The following is a 26,197-nucleotide window of genomic DNA, read 5'->3' as shown; positions in this document are numbered from 1 at the left end:
AAGCAACGGAACCATGACGAATCCCGGCACAGTCCAGTCCGATGCGCCCGGCAGCACCAAGCCGAACAACCCGGCCAAGCCAGCCAATCCGAAGAAGTTCATGCGCAAGGTGGCGCTGTTCTCCACATTCGGCGGACTGCTGTTCGGCTACGACACCGGTGTCATCAACGGCGCCCTGCCGTTTATGCAGCGGGACCTCGGACTGACGCCGCTCACCGAGGGGCTGGTCACGTCCACGCTCCTGTTCGGCGCGGCCTTCGGCGCCATCAGCGCAGGCCGGCTCTCGGACCGCTTCGGCCGGCGCAAGACCATCATGGGACTGGCCCTGATCTTCGTCGTGGCCACCATCGCCTGCACCCTCTCACCAAGCACTGAACTGCTCATCGCGGCGCGCACTCTGCTGGGCCTGGCAGTGGGCGGCGCCTCCGTGATTGTCCCCGTGTACCTCGCGGAAATGTCGCCGGCGGCCCAACGCGGCCGCATCGTCACGCAAAACGAACTGATGATCGTCACCGGCCAGTTCCTGGCCTTCACCTTCAACGCCGTACTGGGCAACCTCTTCCCCGAAGAAACGCACGTCTGGCGCTGGATGCTGGTGATCGCCACGCTCCCGGCCGTCATCCTGTGGTTCGGGATGCTGGTCCTGCCGGAGAGCCCGCGCTGGCTGGCGTCGGCCGGCCGCTTCGGGGCCGTCCTCGAGGTGCTGCGCTCCACCCGCGCCGCCGGCGACGTCTCAGCGGAGTTCGACGAGGTGAGGCAGGCAGCCCGGGAGGATTACCAGGCCAGGATGGGCACATTCAAGGACCTCACCGTTCCGTGGATCCGCAGGATCTTCGTGGTGGGCCTGGGCATGGCCATCATCAACCAGATCAGCGGCGTCAACGCCATCATGTACTACGGGACGTCCATCCTGTCCTCGTCCGGATTCGGCGACCAGGGCGCCCTGATCGCCAACGTCCTCAACGGCGTCACGTCCGTGGCGGCCGTGATCGTCGGCATGTATCTGATGACGCGCGTTCCCCGCAAGCCCATGCTGATCGTGGGACTCTGCGGGACAGCCTCTTCCCTGACGGCCATCGCGCTCGTCTCCATGCTTCTGCCGGAGAGCACGTTGCGCGGCTACCTTGTGCTGCTGTTCATGGTGACATTCCTGGCTTCAATGCAGGGTTGCATTGGCACCGTCACATGGTTGACCATGTCGGAGATCTTCCCCATGCACGTCCGCGGTATCGCCATGGGCATCTGCGTCTTTGTGCTGTGGATGATCAACTTCCTGATCGGGTTCTTCTTCCCGCAGATGGTCTCCTGGATCGGTGTTTCAGCGACGTTCTTCATCTTCGTGGCACTGCAGCTGGGTGCCATTGTCTGGGTCAAGCGCGTCGTTCCGGAGACCAAGGACAAATCCCTGGAGGAGCTGGAGCACCTGTTCAAGCAGCGCTCAGGCGTGTCCGCCTAAGGCGACGCAAAAACCAAGGTGACGCAAGAACGCCCGACGCCGGCCGGCGTCGGGCGTTTTTGCGTCCCCTTTTGGGGGGACTTCTCAGAGCGCGATCACCGCGTTCTCCAGCGCACTGCGGCGGGCCGCATCCAGCACCTCCAGCGTCCGGATTCCTTCCGTTGCCGGTACGGGTTCAGGGCCGTCGCCGCGGACCGCGCGGGCGAACTCTGTATAGAAGCCGGCATAGTTCCCCTGCGCCGAGGCAATGGCCCCGCGGCCGTCCTTCGTGGACACGGTGCCCCAGTTTTCGGCCGCGTCGATGCCCCACGTTGCCGGTTCCTCAACCGGACGGCGGCCCGACATCACGGCGTCCGCCTGAACGTCGGCGCCGGAGGCGATGTAGCTGCCCCTGCTGCCGTAGGCCCGCAGCTCCCGCGTGGTGGAATGGTTGAGTTTGCTGGCGGACACCGAGGAGACGGTTCCCGACGCATGCGTCATGGTGACAACAAAGCCGCAGTCCGTCCGTTCGCCGAAACGGTCCGTCCAGTCCAGGCTCGCGTGAACGTGGCTCGCCGGTCCCAGCAGCCACAGCATCTGGTCAACCAGGTGGCTGCCCAGGTCCCGCAGGAGTCCGCCGCTGGCACCAAGTTCAAGGCTGCCAGCGTTGTCCTGGTCCATGGTCGAATGCACCCGCCACGTCGCACCCAGTTCCCCTGAGGCCAGCACGTTGGCGAGCGTGAGGATATCCGCGTCGCGGCGCCGGTTGTGGTAGACGTTCAGGACAACACCTGCCCGTGCGGCGGCCTCGGCGAGTTCCCGCGCAGCCTCCGCATTCGGGGCGAAGGGTTTGTCGGCCACAACGTGCACTCCTGCTTCGATGGCTTCCATGACCAGGTCATGGCGGGTGTGTGGCGGCGTGGTGATGGTCACCGCGTCCACGCCGGCGTCCAGCAGCTCGGCCAGGCTCGCATAAACGGGCACCTCCGGGAAGTCCGCGTCCGCCTGCGCCCTCTTGGTTTCCGAGCGGGCCACAATGCCAACCAGTTCGATGCCGTCCGCCGCTTCAATGAACGGGGCATGGAAGTACCTGCCGCCTGCTCCGTATCCGACAATGCCAATACGCATGTTTCGCCTCCTTCTGTCTTAGGGCCGGCCTCGGGGACAGCAAGGGGGCGACGCATGTGCGCCGCCCCCTTGCTGTCCACAGGCCCATGCCTGACTGATTGCCTGTCTGGTTGGTTGACTAAGCGGTCACGTTCAACGAAGACCTGAGCGCAGCGTCAGCATCCCGCAGCACCTTGGATGCCACCTGCAGGCCCTCGATCCGGCCGAGTGAAACGTCCTCGTGCTCGATGTTGACCAGCATCTCCGGGTCCACCTCGTGCAGGGCCCGGAGGAACTCCGTCCAATAGGCGGTGTTGTGCCCGCGGCCCAGGGCCACGAAGTCCCAGGCGGAATTCTTGGGCCACTCGTTGGCCCACTCGTTGCCGCCGAGGTTGGTGCGGTTTTCTTCCGGCGCAAGCCGGCGGAAGCTGTTGTCCAGCACGCCATAGAGCGCGGCGTTTTCGGTGTTGACCCGGACGTCCTTCGCCGCTGCCTGGAAGACGAGCGGTCCGAGTTCGCGCACCACGGCGACCGGATCCATCTGCTGCCAGAACAGGTGGGAGGCATCCAGCTCGACGCCGACATGCGTGGCGTTGGTCAGCTCGATCAGCTTGCGGACGTCGGCGGTGTTGAAGACGAGGTTCTGCGGGTGGAGTTCGAGAGCCACCTTGACGTCGTGGTCAGCCGCCAGGCGGTCGGTTTCCTTCCAGAATTCCGCGGCCACGCCCCACTGGTAGTCCAAGACGTCCAGTGCTGCAGAGTTCCAGGCGTTGACCACCCAGTTGACGGTGGTGGCTCCGGGCTCTCCGCCGGGCAGGCCGGACATGGTGACCACCCGGTCCTGGCCGAGGCGGCTGGCCAGCCGGATGGAGCGGCGGATGTCCTCGGCGTGCTTCTCGCCGATCTCACGGTTGGGGTGCAGCGGGTTGCCGTTGCAGTTGAGGCCCGCGATGGAAACGCCGGTCCCCTCGAAGACCGCCAGGTAGTCATCGCGTGCGGCATCGCTTTCCAGGATCTGGTCCATGGTGGGGACGTGCACGGCGGGGAGGAACCCGCCGGTGTTGATCTCGATGCCGGTGAGGCCAAGCTCGGCAATGACCTTCAGTGCTTCGGGAAGCGGCCGGTCGTGCAGGACCGCGTTGTAGACGCCGAGCCTCATAGCGTGATCTTCTTTCCGTTGTTCAGGGCGGATTCGGTGACGGCGCCGAGCAGTTCCATGTTGCGCACGCCTTCGTCGAACGTGGCGCAGCGGGGGAGGGACTCTTCCTCGCTGAGGCCGGCAACCTCTTCGAGGAATGCTCGGGCCTGGTAGCCGAACGCGTCGTTCTGGCCGAAGCCGACTTCGGGGGCGTCCATGGCGAGGCCACCGGCGATGTAGGGGTGTCCCGGGCCGAGGATGACCTGGCGGTAGCCGTTCTCGTTGCCGGAGCCGTCGTTGAGGAACAGCTGGATTTCGGCGGGGCGGCGCTGGTCAAACTTGGCGGCACCGTTCTCGCAGAACACCTCGAACTGGAGGCTATTGGCATGGCCGGCTGCAACCCGGGAGACTTCAAAGCTGCCGGCGCCCGTGCCGAACTCCGCGTTGAATGCTGCGTAGTCGTCGTTCTCGACGGCTTCGAAGGTATCGCTGACCGCAACGTGGTCGTGGCCCATGACGGCCGCGAGCGGCAGGGGCCGCTTGTCGATCACCGTGCTGAGGCTGCCGCCGGTGACCGACTTGATGTCGCCACAGAGGAACTCGGAGATGTACGTCAGGTGGCTTCCGACGTCGGCGAGCGCACCGGAGCCGGGGCCACCCTTGTAGCGCCAGCTCATGGGTGCGGCGGGGCTGAAGCCGTAGTCGGTCCAGTAGCGGCCGCTGAAGTGCAGGACGTTGCCGAGCACGCCGTTGCGGATCAGGTCCCGGATGTAGGCGATGCCGGGGGTGCGGCGGAAGGTGAAGCCAATGCGGGCGATCGTGCCGCCGGCCTCAGCGGCGCGGGCTACCTCGGCCATGGCGCGGGCGTCTGCCAGGGAGTCGCTCAGCGGCTTTTCGCACAAAACGTGCTTGCCGGCAGCGAGCAGGCCCTCCACCACTTCGCGGTGGAGCGAGTTGGCGATGACCACGCTGACGACGTCGATGTCATCGGCCTCGGCGATAGCCTGCCATGACGTGTCGTTGCGCTCGTATCCGAAACGGCGGGCGGCCAATGAGCCGAATTCGGCGTTGACGTCGCCGATCGAGACCAGGCGCACCGGGGGAAGTGCCGGGCTGTAGAGGGCAGACGCGGTGCGGTACGCGGCAGCGTGGGCCTTGCCGGCCATGCCTGCACCGATGACGGCGACGCCTAGGCTTTCAGCCATTGATTTCTCCTTTGAAATTCAGCCGCGGCGGGAAGGTCCAACGGCATTCTGTAGCGCTACAATTTAGTGCACTGGATCTGAGCGTATCCATGTATGTATGTCCTGTCAATCATCCTGCGGATATCCTCAAGGGCAGATACGAAAGGCACCTCCGATGACGTTGCACAGCCCCAAGACCCGACGCCCGACGATCTATGACGTGGCCAAGCAGGCGGGCGTCTCGCCGTCGTTGGTGTCACTCGTCCTGCAGAACCCCGCACGGGTGAGCGACAAGCGCCGGGAAGCCGTCCAGGCGGCCATCTCGGACCTGGGGTACCGCCCCAGCCGCGCCGCCACCACGCTTGCCAGCAGCCGGACGAAGAGCATCGGGCTGGTGATCGACGACTACCGGAACCTGTGGTTCGTCGATCTGCTGCGGGGGATGGAATCGGTCCTCTCGGACCTTGGTTACCAGGTGATGCTGGCCGACTCCCGTCCCGGCGAAAACCGCATCAAGGAAGCCACGGATGGGTTGCTGGCCATGCATGTCGACGCACTGGTGATTGCGGCGGAACCCAGTGAATCCATGCTCGCCAAAACCTGGGTTCCCACGGTGGTGGCCGGGTGGCGCAAAGGCGTCCCTGCTGGCGCCGATCTGATAACCAACGACGACGACGGTGGGGGCGCCATGGCCGCCAGCCACCTACTGGGGCTCGGCCATACCCGCATCGGCCACCTGTCAGGGTCCGACGGCGCATCAGCCCACAGGCGCTTCGGTTTCCGGCGGCGGATGGAGGAGGCCGGCGTCGACGTTCTGATCGCGGAGACCGGCGGCACGTCCGAGGAGGACGGCTACACCTCGGCATGCTGGCTCCTCGACCACCACCCGGAGACCACGGCCATCTTCGCAGCCAACGACACCATGGCGTTGGGTGCTTTGGCTGCGATCAAATCGAGGGGACTCTCGGTGCCTGGGGACATCTCCGTGATCGGCTACGACAATTCGCCGCTTGCCAAGTCCCGCTACCTAGACCTGACCTCGGTGGACAACCGAAGCGACGTGGTGGGCGTCGACGCCGCCCGAACATTGCTGGCACGCATTCAGGACCCCGCGATTGGACCTCAGCAGAAGCTGATCGAGCCTGTCCTGGTTGTCCGCGGAACCACGGCCCCGCCGGCATCTTAGGGCGGCCCCAGGAGATTCTTTACGTTAAAACATCCTAATGTCAGGACAAACTATTGACAAAGTGTGAGCTGATTCACCATGATCTGAGTAGAGGGCCTTGAGCTCCTGCAGAGTGGCAGGGCCGGAACCCTTATCAAAGGAGATAAATCGTGAAGAACTTTTCCTGGCGGAAGACGGCCGTGGTAGCGGCTGTTGTTCCCCTGCTGGCGCTCAGTGCCTGCTCAAGCACGGGCGGCAGGCCGGCGGATACCGGCAACGTGGGCGGCGGACAGGTCGCCACCACGGACCGGATCAAGATTGCCCTGATCGCCCATGCCCCCGCTGGCGACACGTTCTGGGATACCGTCCGCAAGGGCGCCGAGGAGGCTGCGGCGAAGGACAACGTCGAGCTGCTGTACACCTCCGATCCGGAGGCCGGCCGGCAGGCCCAGCTGATCGAGCAGGCCGTGGACCAGAAGGTGGACGGCATCGCCGTGACCCTTGCCACGCCTGAGGCTTTGAAGGGTGCGCTGAAGAAGGCCGCCGACGCGGGCATTCCGATTGTCAGCTTCAACGCCGGCGAATCGGCCTCCGCGCAGCTCGGAGCGTTCACCCACTTCGGTTCCAACGAACAGCTCGCCGGCCAGGCCGTGGGCACAAAGCTCGCCGAGGGTGGGTTCAAGCACCCGGTCTGCGTGATCCAGGCGCAGGGGCACGTGGGACTCGAAGCCCGCTGTGCCGGTGTGAAGGCCAAGGTGCCCGGGACGGAAATCCTGTACGTCAACGGCGCCGACATGACGTCCGTTGAATCAACGGCGACGGCCAAGCTGCAGGCTTCCAAAGACGCCGACGTGATCATCGGCCTGGGTGCCCCTATCACGCTGACCCTCCTGAAGTCCGTTTCCACCGCCGGAAGCGCCGCCAAGGTTGCCAGCTTCGACCTGAACAAGGAACTGGCCCAAAAGGTCTCCGACGGCAGCGTGCTGTTCACCGTTGACCAGCAGCCATGGCTGCAGGGCTACAGCGCCGTGGATGCGCTGTGGCAAAACAAGCGCGGCGGATTCAAGCTCGGCGGCGGCCAGTCGGTCCTGACCGGCCCGGCCATCATCGACCAGTCCAACGCGGCCGAAGTCCTGAAGTTCGCCGAACAGGGTATCCGCTAACAGCCCGCTGGCCGGGCCGGCCAACGCCGGCCCGGCAGCAAGGAGAATCATCATGACCATGACCCAGCCCAAGCTCAAATTACCGGCGATTGATGAACGCGTCGCCAAACGCAGCCCGTTGCAGAAACTCCTCAGCCGGCCCGAGGTCGGTGCCCTCGTGGGCGCAATCGTCCTTTTCGTCTTCTTCGCGTTGGTTTCCCCGACGTTTACCCAGCCCAACGCCCTGGCCACCATCCTGTACGGCAGCTCCACCATCGGCATCATGGCCGTGGGGGTGTCCTTGCTGATGATCGGCGGGGAGTTCGACCTCTCCACCGGTGTCGCCGTGATCTCGTCGGCGCTGACCGCCTCGATGTTCAGCTGGTACTTCACCACGAATGTCTGGGTCGGGGTGCTGCTGGCCCTGCTGGTCTCTTTGGCCATCGGCTACATCAACGGCTGGATCCTGATGAAGACCAAACTTCCCAGCTTCATCGTCACCCTGGCCACCTTCCTGATGCTGACCGGCCTGAACCTGGGCCTGACCCGCTTGATCGGCGGCTCCGTGTCATCGCCGTCCATCTCTGTCATGGACGGCTTCGACTCCGCCCGCGCAGTGTTTGCCTCCTCCGTCACCATCGGCGGCATCGACGTCAAAATCACGGTCTTCATCTGGATCGCCCTCGTCGCCGTGGCCACCTGGGTGCTCATGCGGACCCGGGTGGGCAACTGGATCTTCGCCGTCGGCGGGGATGAGAACGCGGCCCGCGCCGTGGGCGTCCCGGTCAAGGCCACCAAGATCGGGCTCTTCATGGGAGTGGGTTTCTGCGGCTGGATCCTGGGCATGCACAACCTCTTCGCCTTCGACACCGTGCAGTCCGGTGAAGGCGTGGGCAACGAGTTCCTCTACATCATCGCCGCGGTCATCGGCGGCTGCCTCCTGACCGGCGGCTACGGCTCGGCCATCGGCGGGGCCATCGGCGCGTTCATCTTCGGGATGGCCAACAAGGGCATCGTCTATGCGCAGTGGAACCCGGACTGGTTCAAGTTCTTCCTGGGCCTGATGCTGCTGCTGGCCACCATCGTCAACCTCATCGTCAAACGCCGCGCGGAACTCAAGTAAGGGGCCGGAGAAATGAACGCCAAGGAAATCGACCAGCAAACGCTGCTCCAGAACGAGACAGATCCCCTCACCCACACCCCCGTCCACCTGCTGTCCCTCGAGGGAGTCGGCAAGCACTACGGCAACATCATCGCCCTCTCCGATGTCACCATGGCCGTGGACAACGGCCGGGTCACCTGCGTCCTGGGCGACAACGGCGCCGGTAAGTCCACGCTGATCAAGATCATTGCCGGGCTGCACCAGCACGACGCCGGAGTCCTGAACATCATGGGCGAGGAACGCAAATTCACCTCGCCCCGCGACGCGCTCGACGCCGGGATCGCCACGGTCTACCAGGACCTCGCGGTGGTCCCGCTGATGCCGATCTGGCGGAACTTCTTCCTCGGTTCCGAGCTGACCAGTGGTTTTGGCCCGTTCAAGAGCCTGGACGTCGAGAAGATGAAAGCCATCACGCTCAAGGAACTCGCCGAGATGGGCATCGACCTCCGCGACGTGGAGCAGCCCATCGGGCAGCTCTCCGGCGGTGAACGCCAGTGTGTCGCGATCGCCCGCGCGGTCTACTTCGGTGCCAAGGTGCTGATCCTGGACGAGCCGACGGCGGCACTCGGGGTGAAGCAGTCCGGTGTGGTTTTGCGGTACATACTGCAGGCCCGCGACCGCGGCCTGGGCGTCATCTTCATCACGCACAACCCGCACCACGCCTTCCCGGTCGGGGACCGGTTCCTGCTGCTCAAGCGCGGCAAGTCAATCGGCTACTACGACAAGAAGGACATCACCCTCGACGAGCTCACCGCCCAGATGGCCGGCGGCGCCGAACTCGCCGAACTCGCCCACGAACTCGAACAGCTCGGCGGCCACAGCGACATCGTCAAGGAAGTCAAGAGCGAAGTGGCCGGGGTGGCACAGACCGCCGGCACTCCCCGCCACTAACTGCCGTCCCCATTCCTGAAAGGACAAGCCCTTGGCTTATCTGAACCGCAACCCGTCCGGCGTCGCCCTTCCCGTCCGGATCGGACTCATCGGCTCCGGCTGGATGGGGGCGTTCCATGCCGACAGCATCGCCCGCCGCGTCCCGGGCGCCGTCCTGGCGGCCATCGCCGACCCCAACGTGGAATCCGCGCAGGCCCTGGCCCAGTCGCTGGGGACGGCCAAGGTGACGGCCAACGCAGAAGACATCCTGGCGGATCCGGAGATCGACGCCGTCGTGATCGCCAGCCCGGCACGCTTCCACTCGTCACTGATTGCCCAGGCCGCTGCCGCGGGCAAGCACGTCTTCTGCGAAAAGCCGGCAGGCCAGGGGCTCGACGAGCTCGATGCCGCGCTTGCGGCCGTTGAAGAAGCCGGCGTGCATTTCCAGATCGGCTTCAACCGGCGCTACGCCGATGACTTCCTGGCCGCCAAGAAGGACCTGGCCGCAGGCATCGCCGGAACGCCGCAGCTCCTGCGCTCCCTGACGCGCGATCCCGGGACCGGAAGCATCCCGAACGCGGCCAGGGTCCCGGCCTGGACCATCTTCCTGGAGACGCTCATCCACGACTTCGACACCCTCAACTGGTTCAACGAAGGTGCCGAGCCCGTGGAGGTCTACGCTGTGGCGGACGCCCTGGTGGAACCCTCCCTGCGCGACCAGGGGTTCCTGGACACCGCGGTGGTGACCATCCGCTACAGCAATGGTGCGGTGGCCGTGGCCGAGGCAAACTTCAGCGCCCTGTACGGGTACGACATCCGCGGCGAAGTCTTTGGTTCCAAAGGGATGGTCCAGGCGGGCCGCGCCACGGAAACGGCGGCCCGGCGCTACACCGCGGAGGGACTCTCCGCCGATACCCCGCGGCTCAACGTTGAACTGTTCCGGCAGGCCTACACGGACGAACTCGCCGACTTCGCCGGTATGGTGCGGGCGCGGCGCGACGGCATGCCGCCGTCGTCGTCCGACTTCACCCTCACGCCGGGTGGCGCCGATGCCCGCCGTGCGCTGGCCATGGCACTGGCGTGCATCGAATCGGTTAAGCGCCGCGCCCCGGTGGCGGTCAAAGAGACGGCAGCCGTCTGATGCGCCTGGCAGTCTGCGCGGAGATGGTCTTTACCGACCTTCCGTTTGTGGAACGCGTGCGCCGGATCCACGAGTCCGGTTTCGACGTCGAACTGTGGGATTCGCGGGGCAAGGACATCCGTGCGCTCAAGGCCACCGGCGCAGTGTTTTCCTCCATGACGGGCTACACCGCAGGCAGCCTGGTGGACCCGGACTCGGCCGATGAGGTGGTGAGGACTGCGGAATCGCTGATCCCCACCGCCCTGGAACTCGGCGTCAGCCGCATGGTGGTGCACCCGGCAGAACTCATCGACGGCCAGGCCGCCCGCCCTGTCTACCGGCCCACCGGCCGCATGTGGAGCACCGGCGCGCGGACGCTGGAACGCCTCGGCAGGCTGGGGGAGAAGTACGGCGTGACCTTCTGCCTGGAGAACCTCAACACCATCCTTGACCACCCCGGCATCCCGCTGGCACGCGCAAAGGACACCCTGGCACTGGTGGAGGCTGCCGGCCACCCCCACGCCAAACTGATGCTGGACCTGTACCACGCCCAGTTGGGGGAGGGAAACCTCATTGAGCTGGTGCGGACGGCCCTGCCCTACATCGGCGAGATCCAGGTGGCTGACGTCCCGGGGCGGTGCGAACCCGGAACAGGGGAAATCAACTACGCGGCCGTCGCCAGGGCGCTCGCGGAGGCCGGCTACGAGGGAACGGTGGGCATGGAAGCGTGGGCCCAGGGCGACAGCGATGCTGCCCTGGACGCCTTCCGGTCCGCATTCACTGTCTATGGAGAGGAAAAACTATGAAGGACGTCATTCTCGGTCTGGTCGGGGTGGGGCGCATCGGCGTGATGCACGCGAACAACATCGCCGCGCTCAACGGAGTTCTCAACCCGGAGGGCGTAAACGTCAGGCTGATGCTCACCGACGTCGCCGAGGACCACGCCAAGGGCATTGCTGCCGGCCTCGGTGCCGGCTTCCTGCCTTCGGTGGCGGAACTCATCGCCGCCGGCGTGGACGGACTGGTCATCGCCACGGGGACCGGTACCCACCCCGAACTGATCAAGGCGGGCGTGGACGCCGGAATCCCCGTCTTCTGCGAAAAACCGGTGGCCATGAACGTGGCGGACGCCCTGCCCGTGCTGGACTACATCCGCGACAACAACGGCGTGGTGCAGATCGGCCACCAGCGCCGCTTTGACCACGGCTACCTTGAGGCCAAGCGTGCCTACCAAGCGGGCGAGCTGGGCTGGATCCACTCCCTGCGTGCCGTCACCTGCGACATGGCGCCGCCGCCCGTGGAGTTCCTCGCCAGTTCCGGCGGCCTGTTCCGCGACTGCTCCGTCCACGACTTCGACATCCTCCGCTGGCTGACCGGCCGCGAGATCGTGGAGGTCTACGCCAAGGGCTCCAACAACGGCGACCCGGCCATCGGCGCCGTCGGAGACGTGGACACGGCGCTGGCACTGATCACGTTCGACGACGGCACAGTCGGCACCGTGTCAGCCACCCGCTACAACGGGGCCGGCCACGACGTCCGCCTGGAAATCCAGGGATCCCAACGGTCGCTGATGGTTGGCCTCGATGAGCAAACGGCCATGGCGTCGGCCGAAGCCGGGATCGACTTCCCCGCCGGGGAACCCCACAGGACCTTCGCCGAGCGCTTTGACCAGGCGTACCGCTCCGAAATGGCCGCGTTTGTGGAGCTGATCCTGGGCCGGCGGGAGAATCCCTGCACCCCGGAGGACGCCGTGGCGGCTTCCCGCGTGGCTGACGCCGCCCAGGAATCACTGGCTACGGGCGTCCCGGTCAAGGTGGCCATCAGCGTAGCCAGGTGAGCTAACGGCAGCCATGAAAATTGCCCCTCCGGAATCCGTTCCGGAGGGGCATTTTTTTGACCTCTAAACCCGTGGTCTCTACGCCGTGAACGGCAGCCGGGGATCGATGTCCTGGCCGTCCCAGCTTTGGCGGACCCAGCCGTGGTGCGGGTCGTCGCTGATGAGCCATTCACGGACGGGACCGGGGCCGGCCATCACGTTCAGGTAGTACAGGTCGTAGCCCGGCGCCGCCATGGCGGGGCCGTGCCAACCGTAGGGGACCAGCACAACGTCGCCCGTGCGGACCTCGGCTGCCACGTCGATGGGACGTTCATCCGAGGCGTAGACGCGCTGGTAGCCGATGGCGTCGGCGTCGGCGGGTGCGCCGGAGCCCGCAGCCACCTGCGTCTCGAAGTAATAGATCTCCTCGAGGTTCGTTTCGCCGTCCTTTTCCTCATCGTGCTTGTGCGGAGGGTAGGAGGACCAGTTCCCGGCGGGGGTGAGGACTTCACACACGATGAAACGGTCAGCCTCGAGGGCCGCAGGCGTGCCGAAGTTATGGACCTGGCGGGAACAGTTGCCGGCCCCGCGCAGTTCCACGGGTGTCTCCGCCGCCGTGACCAGGCGGGTGGGATAGGCGGCCTTTGCCGGTGCGGTTGCGACCGCCACCCGTCCGCCGTCGGACGAGCTGATGGTGACGGTCCGGCCCGTGCCCGAGTACAGCACGTCGCTGGGGCCGTGGAACACGGACGCCCGGCCCGCCAGGACATAGTCTTCACCGTCGACGGAGACGGTGAAGGAGCCGTTGAGGGGAACCACAATCCGCTCCTCGTCCGCTGCCGGGAGAACGACGTCGGCCCCTGCAGTTAAGGTGGCCACCTTCAGGCCCGTATGGGCCCAGCCGTCCACGGCCAGGTTTGAATCGGAGGTTCCGAGCGAGATGTCCCAGCCGCCGTCGGCGGCGCTGCCCAGGGGATAGACCCAGTTAGTCATTGATGTATTCCTTGCGCTATCGCTGTACGAGTGTCATTTCAAAGCTGTACGAATCCGCCCGGTACACATGGTGTCCGGTTTCCACGCGGCGGCCGGCGTCGTCCGTTGCGGTGCGCTCCATGGTGACCAGGGCGGAGTTGACCTCGGCCTCCAGCAGGCGCGCCTGGTAGTCGTTGGCGATCATCGCGCCGATCCGTTGCGAGGCCAGGCGGAAGTTGACGCCGCCGCGGCGGAGAATGGCGTAGAGGCCCTCAGAGGCCAGCATGGCTTCGTCCATGGTGGCGATGTCGTCCCGGACCCAGTTCTCCATCAGGGCCAGGGGCTTGCCGCCCACTTTCCGCAGGCGGGTGAAGTGGTACACCTTGGAGCCGGCCGGCAGTTCGAGGGTGGCGAGCGTCGCAGCGTCGGCTTCCATGTGGGAGAAGGTCAGCACCTGGGTGGTGGGTTTCTTGCCGTTGTTGGAGAGGTCATCAAACAGGCTGGAGAGCTCCAGGGGGCGGCGGACCTGGCTGGAGACCACCTGGGTACCCACGCCGCGCTTGCGGACCAGCAGCCCCGAGCGGACCAGTTCGTCCATGGCTTTGCGCATGGTGGGCCGGGAGAGGTTCAGCTGGGCCGCGAGATCGATTTCGTTCTCCAGCCGGCTGCCGGGTTCCAGGATTCCGCTGTGTATGGCGGCCTCGATGCCCTGTACCACCTGGTGGTACAGGGGTACGGGCGAGGAGCGGTCGATGATGAGACCAAGTTGATTCGCCACTGGATATTCCTCGTTCCATGCCGGAAGCTGGTGCCCGCCCGAGGCCCGGGAGGGAATCCATGTCCTACTATGTTCGCTTGATAGGACATACTGCCTTTGTTGATAATATCAGCCGAACTTTGGCGGTCAAGGCTGACACTGGCGGGCGCACCGCCATTCGTGCACATAGTCCTAGGCTGGGGGGATGAACAACCGATACCTCGTGTCCCGCGAACGCTTCATCGCTGCCCCGCCCGAAATGATCTTTGAAGTCCTGGCCACTCCGGCGCTGCACAGTGCGATCGACGGTTCCGGCACCGTGAAGGGCGCCCAGCCGCGCGGCCCGGAACGGCTGAGCCTCGGAGCCCGCTTTGGCATGGAAATGAACATGGCCGTGGACTACAAAATCCTGAACACGGTCTCCGAATTCGAGGAAGGCAGGCGCATTGCCTGGCGCCATTTCTACGGCCACATCTGGCGCTACATCCTGGAACCGGCCACCGGCGCCGACGGTACTGCCGGCACGCGCGTGACCGAACAATGGGACGCCACTTCGGTCCGTGGGAAGTTTTTCCTTCGGCTGGCAGGTTACCTGCGCCGCCACCCCGTCAGCATCGAAAAGACACTAACCAATCTTGAGGCCTACCTTGCGGCCTCCGGTCGGCGCGAGGCCGGCAATACGGGATTTCCTGAGACGCCGTTTCTTTCCTGAGACGCAGCTTCAACGGGCGGTGAGGCTGGCGGGCGTCCCGGTCCATACGGCGGCTTCTGTAATGTGGATGGCACCCGGAGTACGGGGTAAGACTAAAGGTGGGAAGCACGATGGGCCGCAGGACACTTGTTGACGACCTTGTCGACGGCCTGCTCGAAGACATCCTGGACGGCAAACTGCAGCCCCACGCAGCCTTACCGCCCGAAGCCGACATCGCCAAAGCCTACGACGTCAGCCGCCTCACAGTGCGCGAGGCACTCAAGGCCCTGCGGGCACAGAACATCCTCTACGTTAAAGCCGGCCGCGGGACCTTCGTCAACCCGACCGACAACTGGACCGGCCTGGATGCGATCTTCAAGGCCGCTTCGCACGACAATGGGGCGGAGCAGGTCGCAGTGGGGTTGATCGAGATGCGGCGCATGGTGGAAACCGGGGCCGCTGCGCTCGCGGCCAAACGCCATACACCCGAGCATGCGCAGCAGATGCGCGAGTGCATTGCGGACATGAAGCGCTTCCATGATTCCGGCGACCTCGAAGCCTTCGTGGCGGCGGACATCGCCTTCCACGACGCAGTGTTGAAGGCCTCCGGCAATCCATTTGTCCGGGCGCTTTTCGCGCAGCTGGGTCAGCTCCTTTACGTGAAACGGCGAGAAACGTCCGCCGTCGAAGAGATCCAAATGCACGCCATTGAGTACCACCAAAAGGTCATGGAAAGCATCCTCAGCGGCGAGGCCGAGTTGGCCCGCCGCACCATGGACGAGCATATGGACCAGACATACCGGGACTACGAACGCTACGTGCACCACGCGGCATCCTGACGTTGCAGGCCGCACCAAACAGGTCTTGACGTAATCCGCATCACTAACCTAAGCTTTTTCTCAGTTGCTCGATCAGATGTCTGACATCTGACTGAAATCGCATCGGATCCCGTTCCCATCGAACAGGGGCCCTCCAAGATATCCGCACGGATTCCCGCCACCACCGCCGGTGCAGGACTCCGTTAGACAGAAGGTCGAAGATGACTTCACTCTCCTTAAAATCCGCAGGGCTCGGCGAGCTTGGCGAGCGTACGCTCCGCAAGGTCCGCCGCCGCGTTATGCCACTGATAGTCCTCCTCTATTTCGTTGCCTACCTTGACCGCAACAACGTGGGCTTCGCCAAGCTCACCATGAGCGAGGACATCGGCCTGAATGCCGCAGCCTACGGGCTCGGCGCCGGCATCTTCTTCCTCGGCTATGCGCTCCTCGAGGTGCCCAGCAACGCAGGCATGTACCGGTTCGGCGCACGCAAGTGGCTGGCCCGGATCCTTATTACGTGGGGCATCTTCGCCACGGCCATGTGCCTCGTGAACGGCGAAACGACCTACTACGTCATCCGGTTCCTGCTGGGGGCGGCAGAGGCCGGGTTCTTCCCGGCCATCCTTTTCTACCTGACGCTGTGGTTCCCTGCCGCTCAGCGCGTCACGGTACTGGGCATCTTCATCCTCGCCCAGCCCATCTCCAACGCCCTCGGCGCCCCGGTCTCCGGCCTGCTGCTCCAGATGGACGGCATCATGGGTCTTCATGGATGGCAGTGGCTGTACATCATCGAAGGTATCCCGGCCATCATCCTGGGCCTGCTCACCCCCATCCTCATGACCGACCGCCCGCGGGATGCCAAGTGGCTCAACCCGGACGAGCGCGAATGGCTTGCCACCACCATGGACAAAGAACTGGCCGTCAAGTCCAGTTCCGGCAGCCACAACTTCCTGTCCGGGCTCAAGGACAAGCGGACCCTGACCTACTCGGCCCTGTACTTCGGCCTGGTCTGCGGCATCTACGGACTGGGTCTCTGGATGCCCACCATCGTCGCCGCCCTGGGCAAGTTCTCCACCGCCCAGGTCGGGTTCATCGTTCTCATTCCCTACTCCGTGGCCGCAGTCTTTGTGTTCTTCTGGAGCAAGCGTGCGGACAAGACCGGAAAGCGGGCCTGGCACAGTGCGGTCAGCATGGTCCTTGCCGGCATGGGCCTCCTTGCTGCAGGCTACCTGCTCCCGGTCAACCCCGTACTGGCCCTCATTGCCCTGACCGCCGCGGCCATGGGTATCTACGGCGCCATCGCCCCGTTCCTGTCTATGCCGTCCGCCGCGCTCACCGGGGCAGCTGCTGCTTCCGGCCTCGCCCTGATCAACTCACTGGGCAACCTCGGCGGTTTTGTGGCCCCCTACGCTGTCGGCCTGCTGAACGACGCCACGGGCAACAACCAGAGCGGCCTGCTGTTCCTGTCCTTCTGCCTCTGCGTCACGGCGGTTGCCACCTACCTTTACGCACGCAAGCGCCCCGAAGGCGATGCCGCGCTGGATCCCGCAGTTGCCGCGACTGCCGCCGTGACCCCTGATTCCACGCACGCCACCAAAATCTCCTGATCCCGAAATCACTGAAGGAAAACCCCATGACTACCAGCACTTTCCCCTCCGAACGCACGGTTGTCCTGACCGGCGCCGCATCGGCCCGCGGCATCGGGCGCGCCGCCGCTGACCGGATGGCCAGCGAGGGATGGTCAATCGCCATCCTCGACATCAATGCGGAGGACGCCAAGGCCGCCGCCGCGGAGATCGGCTCCAACCGTGCGGTCAAGGCCATTGGCGTTGGAGCCGACGTGTCCGACGAGGCGTCCGTTGACCGGGCCATCACCGAGATCGAAGACGCGCTTCCCCCGATTGTTGCGCTCGCCAACCTCGCCGGGATCAGCTCCCCAACGACGTTCATGGAAACCACCGTGGCGGAGTGGGACAACGTCTTCGCCATCAACATGCGCGGTACGTTCATCGTTTCCCAGCGGGTCCTCAAGGGCATGATCGAGCGCAAGCTCGGGCGCATCGTGAGCATCTCATCCATCTCCGCCCAGCGCGGCGGCGGAACGTTCTCGAAGGTTGCCTACAGCGCCACCAAAGCCGGAATCCTCGGGTTTACCCGCGCCCTGGCCCGGGAAGTCGGCGAGTTCGGCATCACGGTCAATGCGATTGCCCCCGGCCCGATCGACACCGACATCATGGGTGGAACCCTCACCGATGAGCGCAAAGCGCAGCTGTCCGAGGGCATCATGATGGGCCGCGTGGGCACCCGCGAGGAAGTGGCAGCCTTGATCGCCTTCCTGTTGGGCCAGGACTCGGGCTACATCACCGCCGCCACCTACGACATCAACGGCGGCCTCCAGGTTTCCTGACCGGGAACCGGACCAGGCACGGGCACCCCCTCCGGTTTTCCGGCGGGGGTGCCCGTGCCAGTGCAGTGCCGTGCCGGAGCCTCGGCCGAAGTCTAGGCTGGCACTATGAACCCCTCCGGCGGCCTGGTCCCCAGCCCGCGGACCCTCGAGGTTGAGAGCCTGGACGCCTTCGACCGGCTGGTCGCCGCCGGCGCGGTGGCCATGCACGGCTGGCACGCCCAGTCCCTGGACCTGCGCGGCCGCAAGGCAGCGCTTGAGGCGCTGGACGTGGAAGGCGCCATTTTCCTGGGCTGCACGTTCGACCAGGGCGTTGAAGACGGGCTTCGCCGCCGCGGCGCACTGATCTTCCCCAGGCTGCAGGGTGTGCCGTTCGATCCCTACCGGGCCCGGCTCTATACACCGCAGGAACTGTACGCCGGCCTGGAAAACTCACCCTATGAGGAGCTGCCTGACGCCCTGGTGTACCAGTGGAGCATCCGCCCGGGGCAACGCAACCGGCTGGACGCCACCCTGGCCTCGGCGCTGCATGACCACGCCATCGGCGACGCCCTGGACGAGTTCACTCACTCGGACCCCTACGCCGGCCGCACCACCGTGGGCGTGATGGGCGGGCATGCCGCCCTGCGGGGCACCCCGGACTTCGCTCAGGCAGCCGAGCTGGGCAGGCTCCTGGCGCAGAGCGGGCGGATCGTGGCAACCGGCGGCGGCCCGGGTGCCATGGAAGCGGCAAACCTCGGCGCGTATCTGAGCCAAGTTCCGCACGCCGAGTTCACGGCGGCGCTCGCCGGCCTTGGAGCCGTCCCCGGCTTCCGCCCCTCGGTGGCCGCGTGGGCACGCGAGGCGGCCGCCGTCGTCGAACGCCATCCGGGCGGAACGCCGTCCCTGGGGATCCCCACCTGGTTCTACGGGCATGAGCCGCCGAACTACTTTGCCACGCACATCGCCAAGTACTTCGCCAACGCCATCCGGGAGGCGATCCTGCTGGAACTGTGCGACGGCGGCGTCATCTTCCTCCCGGGAGCGGCCGGTACCGTGCAGGAAAATTTCCAGGACGCCTGCGAGAACTACTACAGCGCCCGCGAAGCCGTGACGCCGATGGTGCTGGTGGGACGGCAGCACTGGGAGCACGAGTATCCCGCGTGGCCCATGCTCCAGCGGCTCGCTGCCGGACGGGCCATGGAGGACCGGATCTTCCTGGTGGACAGTGTGGACCAGGCGCTCGCGGTGCTGGGCGGCTAGCACTTTCCAAGCAGGTGGCTCGTCGCCCGTGCTCGGCGGTTAACCCACCACGGTGCCGAAGGCCAGCCCCAGTACGTAGGTCACGGCGGCGGCGCCCAGGCCGATGCCCAGCTGGCGCAGCCCGCGCGTCAGCGGCGACGTCCCGGACAGCAGGCCCACGATTCCGCCGGTGGCCAGCAGCGCCAGCCCCACCAGCACTGCTGCCACCACCAGTGCGGTCACCCCGGTCAGGCCGAACAGGAACGGCAGGATGGGGACCACGGCGCCGGATGCGAAAAAGCAGAAGCTGGACAGCGCCGCGCCCCACGCGGTGCCCACAGCCTCGTGCTGGTCCTCCGCCTCCGGCAGCTCCGGCTGGAGCGACAGGCTGGGATCGCAGTCGCAGCTCAGCAGCCCCATGCGTTCGGCCACACGGTGTTCGGCCGCTTCGTGGGACATCCCGCGCGCCAGGTAGACGAGCATCAGTTCGTTGTGTTCGATGTCCAGTTTCGGGGCGGCCGCGAGGGTGATCTGGGTGGGACGCGTGGCTGCCAGGAGCTCGCGCTGGGACCGCACGGAGACAAACTCGCCCGCGGCCATGGACATGGCACCGGCGAGGAGCCCTGCCACGCCGCTGAGCAGCACCACGCCGCTCGCCACTCCGGAAGCGGCCATGCCCACCACGAGCGAAAGGTTGCTGACCAGGCCATCATTGGCGCCAAAAACGGCGGCACGGAACGTCCCGGCAAGCCGGTTGCGGCCACGGGTTGCCAGGCCTCGGACTACTTCTTCATGGATCTGTTCGTCCGCTGCCATGGCGTCCGTGGCATTGGGATCCAGGGCGTAGGGGGAGCGGCCTTCAGCGCGCTGGGCCAGGGCCAGGACGAAAACGGAGCCGAAATGGCGGGCCAGGAAGCCCAGGAACTGGCTGCGGAGGGACGCCGGCCGGGACTTTTGGGCGTGGTCGCCGAGGAGCCGCAGCCAGTGGGCCTCGTGCCGCCCCTCGGCTTCGGCGAGGGCCAGCAGGATGGCACGTTCTTCGCCGTCGCGGTTTTGGGCGAGATCGCGGTAGACGGCGGCCTCTGCCCGTTCGTCTGCCAGGTACTGCCGCCACCGGCGGATGTCGGCGGGCGTGGGCTGCGGCGCGGATGGAATGGATTCCGCGGGCCGGGCTTGGCTGGGATTGGGGTGCTGAGACACACAAGGCTCCTGTGCTGGATGGGCATGGTTCGGCCCCATTGCACCGCCCAGCTTACCGCGGAATTCCGCGGATTTTCGGCTGGCTGCCCTCACTGCGGAGTTTAGGTTTCCCTCAAAATACGACGGTCCGCCGGAGGTGTCCGGAGGGGTTGCTGCGGCTCTTGACCGGGCCCACCGGCGGTGCTGTGATGAAGGAGTGGTGACTGCCTGTGCCCACCGGCGGCGCCCATCAACAGAGCACGTCAGGCGAACAATCGGAGGTCGAACCATGAGCACCACCGGACAGCACCCGGACATGCCGCACCTGGAATCCGTCGAATCGGATCCCGCTTATGACTACGCCGAGGACGTACCGGCCCGCGCAGACGACTGGGACTCCGAAGACGAATTCCTGGACGCCGAAAAGGTGGTGGTTCCCACGGTCCCGGTGGCAGTCGACGCCGAGGAGCGCGTGGTTCCACTCGATGAGGACGAGTTCCGCGGAACCGAATAGAACGTACGACGGCGGCACTCCGGTTCGCGGTGAAGCGAAGGGGAGTGCCGCCGTCGTACTTAACTCAGTGAAGCTGCGGGCTCAGTGGCCGCCGGTGATCGGGCCTGTTATCTCCGGTGATCGAGCCTGTCGAGATTAGTGGCTCGGGTGGCTGGCGACCGGGTGGGCCTCCATGGGCAGCTCTTCGGTGACCGCTCCCGCGACCCGCTTCTCCCAGGCCTCGCGGACCTCGGGGTCCGTGGGGGGCGTGAGCAGCGAGATCACGATGTAGGAAACCAGCGAGGCGCCGAGGCCCCAGTAGATGGGTTCGTTGGCGTAGACGCCGTCAACGCTGGGGATGACCCCGACGGCGTACATGATCAGCAGTGCCAGGGTCAGGACCGAGCCAACGGCCATGGACCAGGCGGCTGCGATGCCGGTGCCGCGCTTCCAGACCAGGCCGCCGAGGATGGCCACCAGCAGGCCGCCCACCAGGATGTCGTAGGCGATGGTCAGTGCCACCACGACGTCCTGCGCCGCCATGGAGATCAGCACGGCCACGATGCCCAGGCCCAGGACCCAGTAGCGGTTGGCCTTGACGTCGTGCTCGGGGTTTTCGGTGTCGTCGGTGTTGATCGTCTTGCCGAACCAGCTGGCCACGAACGGCACCACGTCGGCGCGGGCCACCGTGGCGGCTGCGATGAGGGCGCCGGAGGCGGTGGACATCATGGCGGCGACTGCGGCGGCCATGACCAGGCCGCCGATGCCGATCGGCAGGATCTGGGTGGCGACCTCGGCGTAGACAACGTCCTTGCCGAGGTTGGCGACGTCGATGTCGGGCAGGGCCACGCGGGCGGCCAGGCCGATCAGGGCACCGGCGACGCCGTACAGGATGCAGTAGACGCCGGCCGTTGCGCCGCCCCAGCGTGCCACGGTGGGGGTCTTGGCGGTGAAGACGCGCTGCCAAATGTCCTGGCCGATCAGGAGGCCCAGGGTGTAGACCACGAAGTACGTGATGATGGTCTGCATGCCGATGCCATCAAGCTGGAAGAAGCTGGCGTCAACGCGGCTGCGGATGCCGTCGAAGCCGCCGGCGGCGTTGAGCGTGAACGGCAGCATCAGGGCGAAGATGCCCACGGTCTTGATGATGAACTGCACCTGGTCGGCCAGGGTGATGGACCACATGCCGCCGATGGTGGAGTAGACCAGGACGATGGCGCCGCCGACTGCGATGGCGAGCCAACGCTCCCAGTCGAACAGGACCACGAAGATGGTGGCGTAGGCGCCGGTGGAGGTGGCGCAGAGCATCAGTGTGTAGGCCAGCATCACGATGCCGGAGGTCTGCGTGGCGCGCTGGCCGTAGCGCAGGCTGAGCATCTGGGAGACCGTGTAGATCTTCAGCCGCTGGATGGTGCCGGCGAAGAGCAGGCTCAGGAGGAGCACACCCGCGCCGATGGCGACCACCAGCCACATGCCGGAGATGCCGAACTTGTAGCCCAGGCCGACGCCGCCGACGGTGGAGGCACCGCCCAGGACGACGGCGGCCATGGTGCCGGTGTAGAGCAGGGGGCCGAGGCGGCGGCCGGCCACCAGGAAGTCGCTGTTGTTCTTGGTGCGGGACTTGCCCCACCAGCCGAAGGCCAGCATGGCGATGAGGTACACCACCACGATGGCGATGTTGACGAAGTTAGCGTCCATTTGGGGCTCCTTGGAGCTGATCTGCAGTGTTTCTGGAATCCCGGCGGCGCTGCTGGGGAGGCCGGTTTTCCGCTGCTCTTGTGGAATTGGGAGGAAGAGTTCCTCAAATATTGCCTCAGAGACAACACTTGTTGCCCAAAAGCGTATGCTGTGACCGACGCAACAGTCAAGGTCGGCCGTACTGTCTGCTGTTCGACGCGGCGTCCGCCACGTCACACGGGCCGGCTGGCCATTAGGATTGCTCCAGAGATGGGGCCGCACCGCCGGCCACGAAAGGTCCGCACATGAAGGCACTGCCAGTTGAGCCGAGCAACGTTCCCGTTGCCATCGGTTCCCGAATCCGTGCCGCCCGGCAGTCGCAGCGGCTGACCATCGAGCAGGTTGCCGACGCCACCGGCCTGACCAAGGGCTTCCTCAGCCGCGTGGAACGTGACCTTACGTCGCCGTCTGTCGCGTCGCTGGTGACCCTGTGCCAGGTCTTGTCCATCTCGATCGGCGACTTGTTTGTGGCCCCGGAAACCCACCTGACCAAGAGGGACGAAGGCCCACGGATCTCCCTGGGCGGCGAGGGCATCGTGGAGCGGCTGCTGACTGCCCGTTCCGAACGGCGCATCCAGATCATCCAGGCCGTCATTGAGCCGCACGGCCGCGGCGAAGCTGAGCTGTACGCCGTGGACTGCGACGTGGATGTGCTCCATGTGATCAAGGGACGCATCCGGCTGATCCTGACCAACGAGGAATACGAGCTCAGCACCGGCGACACCGTCACCTTCCCGGGCCGCGAACCGCACACGTGGGTCAATCCCACGGACGAGGCCGTCGAGGTTCTCTGGGTCCTGGTCCCTGCGGCCAGCCGGTAGGTTGCCGCTCCCCGCTCGCTAGCGTTGCTGCGTTCCTTCCCGGTTTGTGCCCGGGGGCGGCCGGCGTGAGCTTGGCCAATGGTGGTTTTGTAAACAACTGATGCGCATTAGAAAACTTCAGGCTATGATGGCTGTCACACCCGCCGATCAATCCTCGAAGGAGAGGCTCATTTTGAAAGAGCTGCGCATCGAAGCCAACGGCAACCTTGGCCCCATCGATTCATCCCGTATCCCGCGCTATGCCGGCGCTGCAACCTACGCCCGCCTGCCGCGTCTGGACCAGGTGGCCAAGGCCGACGTGACGGTGGTGGGCGTGCCCTTCGACTCGGGTGTTTCGTACCGCCCGGGCGCCCGTTTCGGCTCCAACCACATCCGCGAGGCCAGCCGCCTGCTCCGCCCGTACAACCCCGCCTGGGACGTCAGCCCGTTCGAAAACATCCAGGTGGCCGACGCCGGAGACATGGCCGTCAACCCGTTCAACATCAACGAAGCCATCGAAACCATCCAGCAGAACGCCCTGGACCTCACGGCGGCCGGCAGCAAACTGGTGACCCTCGGCGGGGACCACACCATCGCCCTGCCGTTGCTCCGTGCGGCCGCCGAGCGCGCCGGCGGACCTGTCGCCATGCTGCACTTTGACGCCCACCTCGATACCTGGGACACCTACTTCGGTGCCGAATACACCCACGGCACCCCGTTCCGCCGGGCCGTTGAAGAAGGCATCCTGGACACCGAAGCCATCAGCCACATCGGCACGCGCGGCCCGCTCTACGGCAAAAAGGATCTCGACGACGACCACCGCTTCGGGTTCGGCATCGTCACCTCCGCCGATGTCTACTACCAGGGCGTCCTGGAGACGGTGGCCAAGGTCCGCGACCGGATCGGCAACCGTCCGCTCTACATCTCCGTGGACATCGACGTCCTGGACCCCGCGCACGCTCCGGGCACCGGAACCCCTGAGGCCGGTGGCATCACCAGCCGCGAACTCCTGGAGATCATCCGCGGCTTCCGCGGCATGAACCTGGTGGGCGCCGACATCGTCGAGGTTGCTCCGGCCTACGACCACGCTGAAATCACCGGCGTGGCAGCCAGCCATGTGGCCTATGAACTGGTCACGCTGATGGCGGACAATGCTGTTGAAGGTGACCGGTTCGGGACAGCCAACGGCTACGCCGCCCAGGCTCTCGGCCAAGAAGCCCGCCAACCTGCCGGTTTCGCCGCCGGAACCAAGGAGTAGCCACCATGATTGATTTCGATCCGGGCACAGCAGCCCCTACCAAGGGGACCAGCCAGCGCAACGGCGGGGACCTCGTCGTCGAAACCCTTGAAGCGCTCGGCGCGAAGACCGTCTTCGGCATCCCGGGCCAGCACGCGCTCGGCCTGTTTGACGCCATGGGCCGCGGCAACCTTCACTTTGTGTCCTCCCGCGTGGAGAACAACAGCGCTTTCGCCGCGGACGGGTACTCCCGCGCCACCGGTGAAGTGGGCGTGCTGTTCCTGTCCACCGGACCCGGGGCGCTGACGTCCCTCGCCGGCCTGCAGGAGGCCTACGCCACGGGTGTGCCCATGGTGGTGGTGGCCAGCCAGATCCCGCTCGACGGACTGGGCGCCCGCCGCAAGGGCATGCTGCACCAGCTCGACGACCAGAAGGCCTCGGCCGCGAACGTCACCAAGAGCCAGCGCCTGATCCAGCACGCGTCGGGCATCCCGTCGGCCATCCAGGATGCCTGGACCGAAGCCATCTCCTCGCCGCAGGGCCCGGTCTGGCTGGAAATCCCGCAGAACGTGCTGCTGGATCCCATCATGGTGCCCCCGGTGGAGGACGCCCTCGCCGAAGCAGCGGACAACCCGCCCCGCGTGGAGCTGGTCCGGGAAGCGGTGAAATGGCTGTCGACGGCGGAACGTCCCGCCATCATCGCCGGTGGCGGTACCCGGCGTGGCCGGGCGGAAAAGTCGCTGCTCTCGATTGCCGAGAAGCTGCGGGCGCCGGTCATCTGCACGCCCGGCGGCAACGGCGCCTTCCCGTGGACCCATGAGCTTTCGCTGCAGTCCTGGATCGAGGACCGCCACATGACGGACCTCCTGGAGGATGCCGACGTCCTGATTGTCATCGGCTCGTCCCTCGGTGAAGTCACGTCCAACTACTTCACGTTCGCGCCCCGCGGCCGCATCATCCAGATCGACGCCGAACCGCGCGTCCTCGAATCGAACAGCCCCGGCCTGGGCATCCGCGCCGACGCCGGCCAGGCGCTCAGCGCACTCGACGACGCCCTGGCAGCGCCCGTCGACGCCACCCGCAGCTGGCACGGGACCACCCCCGAGGACCTGGTGAAGGACTCCCTCGCCAAGGTCAAGGCGCGGCTCGAATCCCAGGACCTGGGCAAAGAGCTGAAGTTTATGTCCGACATCCGCGAAGCCGTCCCCGCGGACATGCAGACCTTCTGGGACATGACCATTTCCGCGTACTGGGGCTGGAGCTGCTGGGATGCCCGGCAGGGCCAGTTCCACTCCGCCCAGGGTGCCGGCGGCCTGGGCTACGGCTTCCCGGCAGCCATCGGCGGCGCCGTCGGGCTGGAAACAGTCGGCAAGCCGGGCCGTGTGCTTGCCGTGTCCGGTGACGGTTCATCCATGTACTCCATTTCCGAACTCGCCACCGCCAAGCAGCACAACGTCCCGGTCACCTGGCTGATCGTTGACGACGGCGGCTACGGCATCCTGCGCGAATACATGGTGGGCGCGTTCGGCAAGGCCACGGCCACCGAGCTTGCGCGCCCCGACTTCGTCAAGCTCGCCGAAGCATTCGGCGTGCCGGCCACGCGGGTGGCCCCCGAGGACGTCGGGAACGCGCTCAGGGCGGGCTTCGCGGCGGACGGACCCAACGTCGTCGTCGTCGAAACGCTCCTCAAGATGTTCGGACCCACCCACCTGGACGACTGAACACCCAGCTCTCCCCACGCGCGAACTG

At 65.8% G+C, this 26,197-nt stretch carries 24 protein-coding genes; 17 read left to right on the top strand and 7 right to left on the bottom strand.

Annotated features, from left to right (window positions below):
* Positions 1–13 precede the first annotated feature (13 nt).
* The gene (locus tag MUN23_RS04135) at positions 14–1,456 is read left to right on the top strand and encodes a sugar porter family MFS transporter (protein ID WP_256468689.1); all 1,443 of its coding nucleotides are present in this window, start codon (positions 14–16) and stop codon (positions 1,454–1,456) included.
* An 84-nt stretch (positions 1,457–1,540) separates the two neighbouring features.
* Here MUN23_RS04135 and MUN23_RS04130 read toward each other — a convergent pair whose 3' ends face one another.
* The 3 genes from MUN23_RS04130 to MUN23_RS04120 all read right to left on the bottom strand — a co-directional run bounded on the left by MUN23_RS04130 (position 1,541) and on the right by MUN23_RS04120 (position 4,885).
* Positions 1,541–2,563 carry a Gfo/Idh/MocA family oxidoreductase gene (locus tag MUN23_RS04130; protein WP_248762248.1) on the bottom strand — a complete coding sequence of 341 codons (1,023 nt, stop codon included), beginning with the start codon at positions 2,561–2,563 and terminating at the stop codon, positions 1,541–1,543.
* Positions 2,564–2,681: 118 nt separating this feature from the next.
* Positions 2,682–3,701: a sugar phosphate isomerase/epimerase gene (locus MUN23_RS04125; RefSeq protein WP_248762247.1), complete on the bottom strand. Its 1,020-nt coding sequence runs from the start codon at positions 3,699–3,701 to the stop codon at positions 2,682–2,684.
* Complete coding sequence (locus MUN23_RS04120; protein WP_248762246.1) at positions 3,698–4,885, bottom strand: Gfo/Idh/MocA family protein; 1,188 nt, start codon at positions 4,883–4,885, stop codon at positions 3,698–3,700. The genes MUN23_RS04125 and MUN23_RS04120 overlap by 4 nt, the downstream gene beginning before the upstream one ends.
* A gap of 154 nt (positions 4,886–5,039) precedes the next feature.
* On the opposite strand from MUN23_RS04120, the gene MUN23_RS04115 reads away from it, so the two are divergent.
* The 7 genes from MUN23_RS04115 to MUN23_RS04085 all read left to right on the top strand — a co-directional run bounded on the left by MUN23_RS04115 (position 5,040) and on the right by MUN23_RS04085 (position 12,160).
* Positions 5,040–6,050: a LacI family DNA-binding transcriptional regulator gene (locus tag MUN23_RS04115; RefSeq protein WP_248762245.1), complete on the top strand. Its 1,011-nt coding sequence runs from the start codon at positions 5,040–5,042 to the stop codon at positions 6,048–6,050.
* A gap of 149 nt (positions 6,051–6,199) precedes the next feature.
* Positions 6,200–7,192, top strand: a complete 993-nt coding sequence (locus tag MUN23_RS04110; protein WP_248762244.1) for a substrate-binding domain-containing protein — start codon at positions 6,200–6,202, stop codon at positions 7,190–7,192.
* A gap of 52 nt (positions 7,193–7,244) precedes the next feature.
* Complete coding sequence (locus MUN23_RS04105) at positions 7,245–8,294, top strand: ABC transporter permease (protein WP_248762243.1); 1,050 nt, start codon at positions 7,245–7,247, stop codon at positions 8,292–8,294.
* 12 nt (positions 8,295–8,306) lie between these two features.
* Complete coding sequence (locus MUN23_RS04100; protein WP_248762242.1) at positions 8,307–9,224, top strand: ATP-binding cassette domain-containing protein; 918 nt, start codon at positions 8,307–8,309, stop codon at positions 9,222–9,224.
* A 31-nt stretch (positions 9,225–9,255) separates the two neighbouring features.
* Positions 9,256–10,344 (top strand): Gfo/Idh/MocA family oxidoreductase, encoded by a 1,089-nt coding sequence (locus tag MUN23_RS04095; RefSeq protein ID WP_248762241.1) that lies wholly within the window; start codon positions 9,256–9,258, stop codon positions 10,342–10,344.
* Positions 10,344–11,129 carry a TIM barrel protein gene (locus MUN23_RS04090; protein ID WP_248762240.1) on the top strand — a complete coding sequence of 262 codons (786 nt, stop codon included), beginning with the start codon at positions 10,344–10,346 and terminating at the stop codon, positions 11,127–11,129. The genes MUN23_RS04095 and MUN23_RS04090 overlap by 1 nt, the downstream gene beginning before the upstream one ends.
* A complete protein-coding gene (locus MUN23_RS04085) occupies positions 11,126–12,160 on the top strand; it encodes a Gfo/Idh/MocA family oxidoreductase (protein ID WP_248762239.1) in 1,035 nt (344 codons plus the stop codon). Before MUN23_RS04090 ends, MUN23_RS04085 begins: the two co-directional genes overlap by 4 nt.
* Before the next feature lie 78 nt (positions 12,161–12,238).
* On the opposite strand, the gene iolB is transcribed toward MUN23_RS04085, so the two are convergent.
* Positions 12,239–13,132 carry a 5-deoxy-glucuronate isomerase gene (gene iolB / locus MUN23_RS04080; RefSeq protein ID WP_248762238.1) on the bottom strand — a complete coding sequence of 298 codons (894 nt, stop codon included), beginning with the start codon at positions 13,130–13,132 and terminating at the stop codon, positions 12,239–12,241.
* Between the two features lie 16 nt (positions 13,133–13,148).
* Positions 13,149–13,889, bottom strand: coding sequence for a GntR family transcriptional regulator (locus MUN23_RS04075; RefSeq protein ID WP_058929925.1), 741 nt, complete (start codon positions 13,887–13,889; stop codon positions 13,149–13,151).
* Positions 13,890–14,073: 184 nt separating this feature from the next.
* Between MUN23_RS04075 and MUN23_RS04070 the strand changes: the two genes are divergently transcribed.
* The 5 genes from MUN23_RS04070 (at position 14,074) to MUN23_RS04050 (ending at position 19,023) form a co-directional block, all read left to right on the top strand.
* A complete protein-coding gene (locus MUN23_RS04070; protein WP_248762237.1) occupies positions 14,074–14,580 on the top strand; it encodes an SRPBCC family protein in 507 nt (168 codons plus the stop codon).
* A gap of 110 nt (positions 14,581–14,690) precedes the next feature.
* A complete protein-coding gene (locus MUN23_RS04065) occupies positions 14,691–15,398 on the top strand; it encodes a FadR/GntR family transcriptional regulator (RefSeq protein WP_248762236.1) in 708 nt (235 codons plus the stop codon).
* Positions 15,399–15,598: 200 nt separating this feature from the next.
* The gene (locus MUN23_RS04060) at positions 15,599–16,984 is read left to right on the top strand and encodes an MFS transporter (RefSeq protein ID WP_248762235.1); all 1,386 of its coding nucleotides are present in this window, start codon (positions 15,599–15,601) and stop codon (positions 16,982–16,984) included.
* 26 nt (positions 16,985–17,010) lie between these two features.
* Positions 17,011–17,784 carry an SDR family NAD(P)-dependent oxidoreductase gene (locus MUN23_RS04055; RefSeq protein WP_248762234.1) on the top strand — a complete coding sequence of 258 codons (774 nt, stop codon included), beginning with the start codon at positions 17,011–17,013 and terminating at the stop codon, positions 17,782–17,784.
* Positions 17,785–17,889: 105 nt separating this feature from the next.
* Positions 17,890–19,023, top strand: coding sequence for an LOG family protein (locus MUN23_RS04050; RefSeq protein ID WP_248762233.1), 1,134 nt, complete (start codon positions 17,890–17,892; stop codon positions 19,021–19,023).
* Positions 19,024–19,062: 39 nt separating this feature from the next.
* On the opposite strand, the gene MUN23_RS04045 is transcribed toward MUN23_RS04050, so the two are convergent.
* Entirely contained in the window at positions 19,063–20,241 is a 1,179-nt protein-coding gene (locus MUN23_RS04045; protein WP_371875976.1) for a VIT1/CCC1 transporter family protein, read from the bottom strand.
* Positions 20,242–20,470: 229 nt separating this feature from the next.
* On the opposite strand from MUN23_RS04045, the gene MUN23_RS04040 reads away from it, so the two are divergent.
* Positions 20,471–20,695: a hypothetical protein gene (locus tag MUN23_RS04040; protein WP_248762231.1), complete on the top strand. Its 225-nt coding sequence runs from the start codon at positions 20,471–20,473 to the stop codon at positions 20,693–20,695.
* Positions 20,696–20,830: 135 nt separating this feature from the next.
* On the opposite strand, the gene MUN23_RS04035 is transcribed toward MUN23_RS04040, so the two are convergent.
* Positions 20,831–22,372, bottom strand: coding sequence for a sodium:solute symporter (locus MUN23_RS04035; protein ID WP_248762230.1), 1,542 nt, complete (start codon positions 22,370–22,372; stop codon positions 20,831–20,833).
* A 284-nt stretch (positions 22,373–22,656) separates the two neighbouring features.
* Between MUN23_RS04035 and MUN23_RS04030 the strand changes: the two genes are divergently transcribed.
* From MUN23_RS04030 to MUN23_RS04020, 3 genes are all read left to right on the top strand, one after another.
* Positions 22,657–23,232 (top strand): helix-turn-helix domain-containing protein, encoded by a 576-nt coding sequence (locus tag MUN23_RS04030; protein WP_058929916.1) that lies wholly within the window; start codon positions 22,657–22,659, stop codon positions 23,230–23,232.
* 172 nt (positions 23,233–23,404) lie between these two features.
* Positions 23,405–24,469 (top strand): agmatinase, encoded by a 1,065-nt coding sequence (gene speB / locus MUN23_RS04025; RefSeq protein ID WP_248763985.1) that lies wholly within the window; start codon positions 23,405–23,407, stop codon positions 24,467–24,469.
* A gap of 5 nt (positions 24,470–24,474) precedes the next feature.
* Positions 24,475–26,169 (top strand): thiamine pyrophosphate-binding protein, encoded by a 1,695-nt coding sequence (locus MUN23_RS04020; RefSeq protein WP_248762229.1) that lies wholly within the window; start codon positions 24,475–24,477, stop codon positions 26,167–26,169.
* Positions 26,170–26,197: the final 28 nt, after the last annotated feature.

This window comes from Pseudarthrobacter sp. SSS035 (assembly GCF_023273875.1).
Taxonomy (GTDB): domain Bacteria; phylum Actinomycetota; class Actinomycetes; order Actinomycetales; family Micrococcaceae; genus Arthrobacter.
Note: the sequence above shows the minus strand (reverse complement) of the source record. Positions and strands in the feature narration are given on the sequence as shown.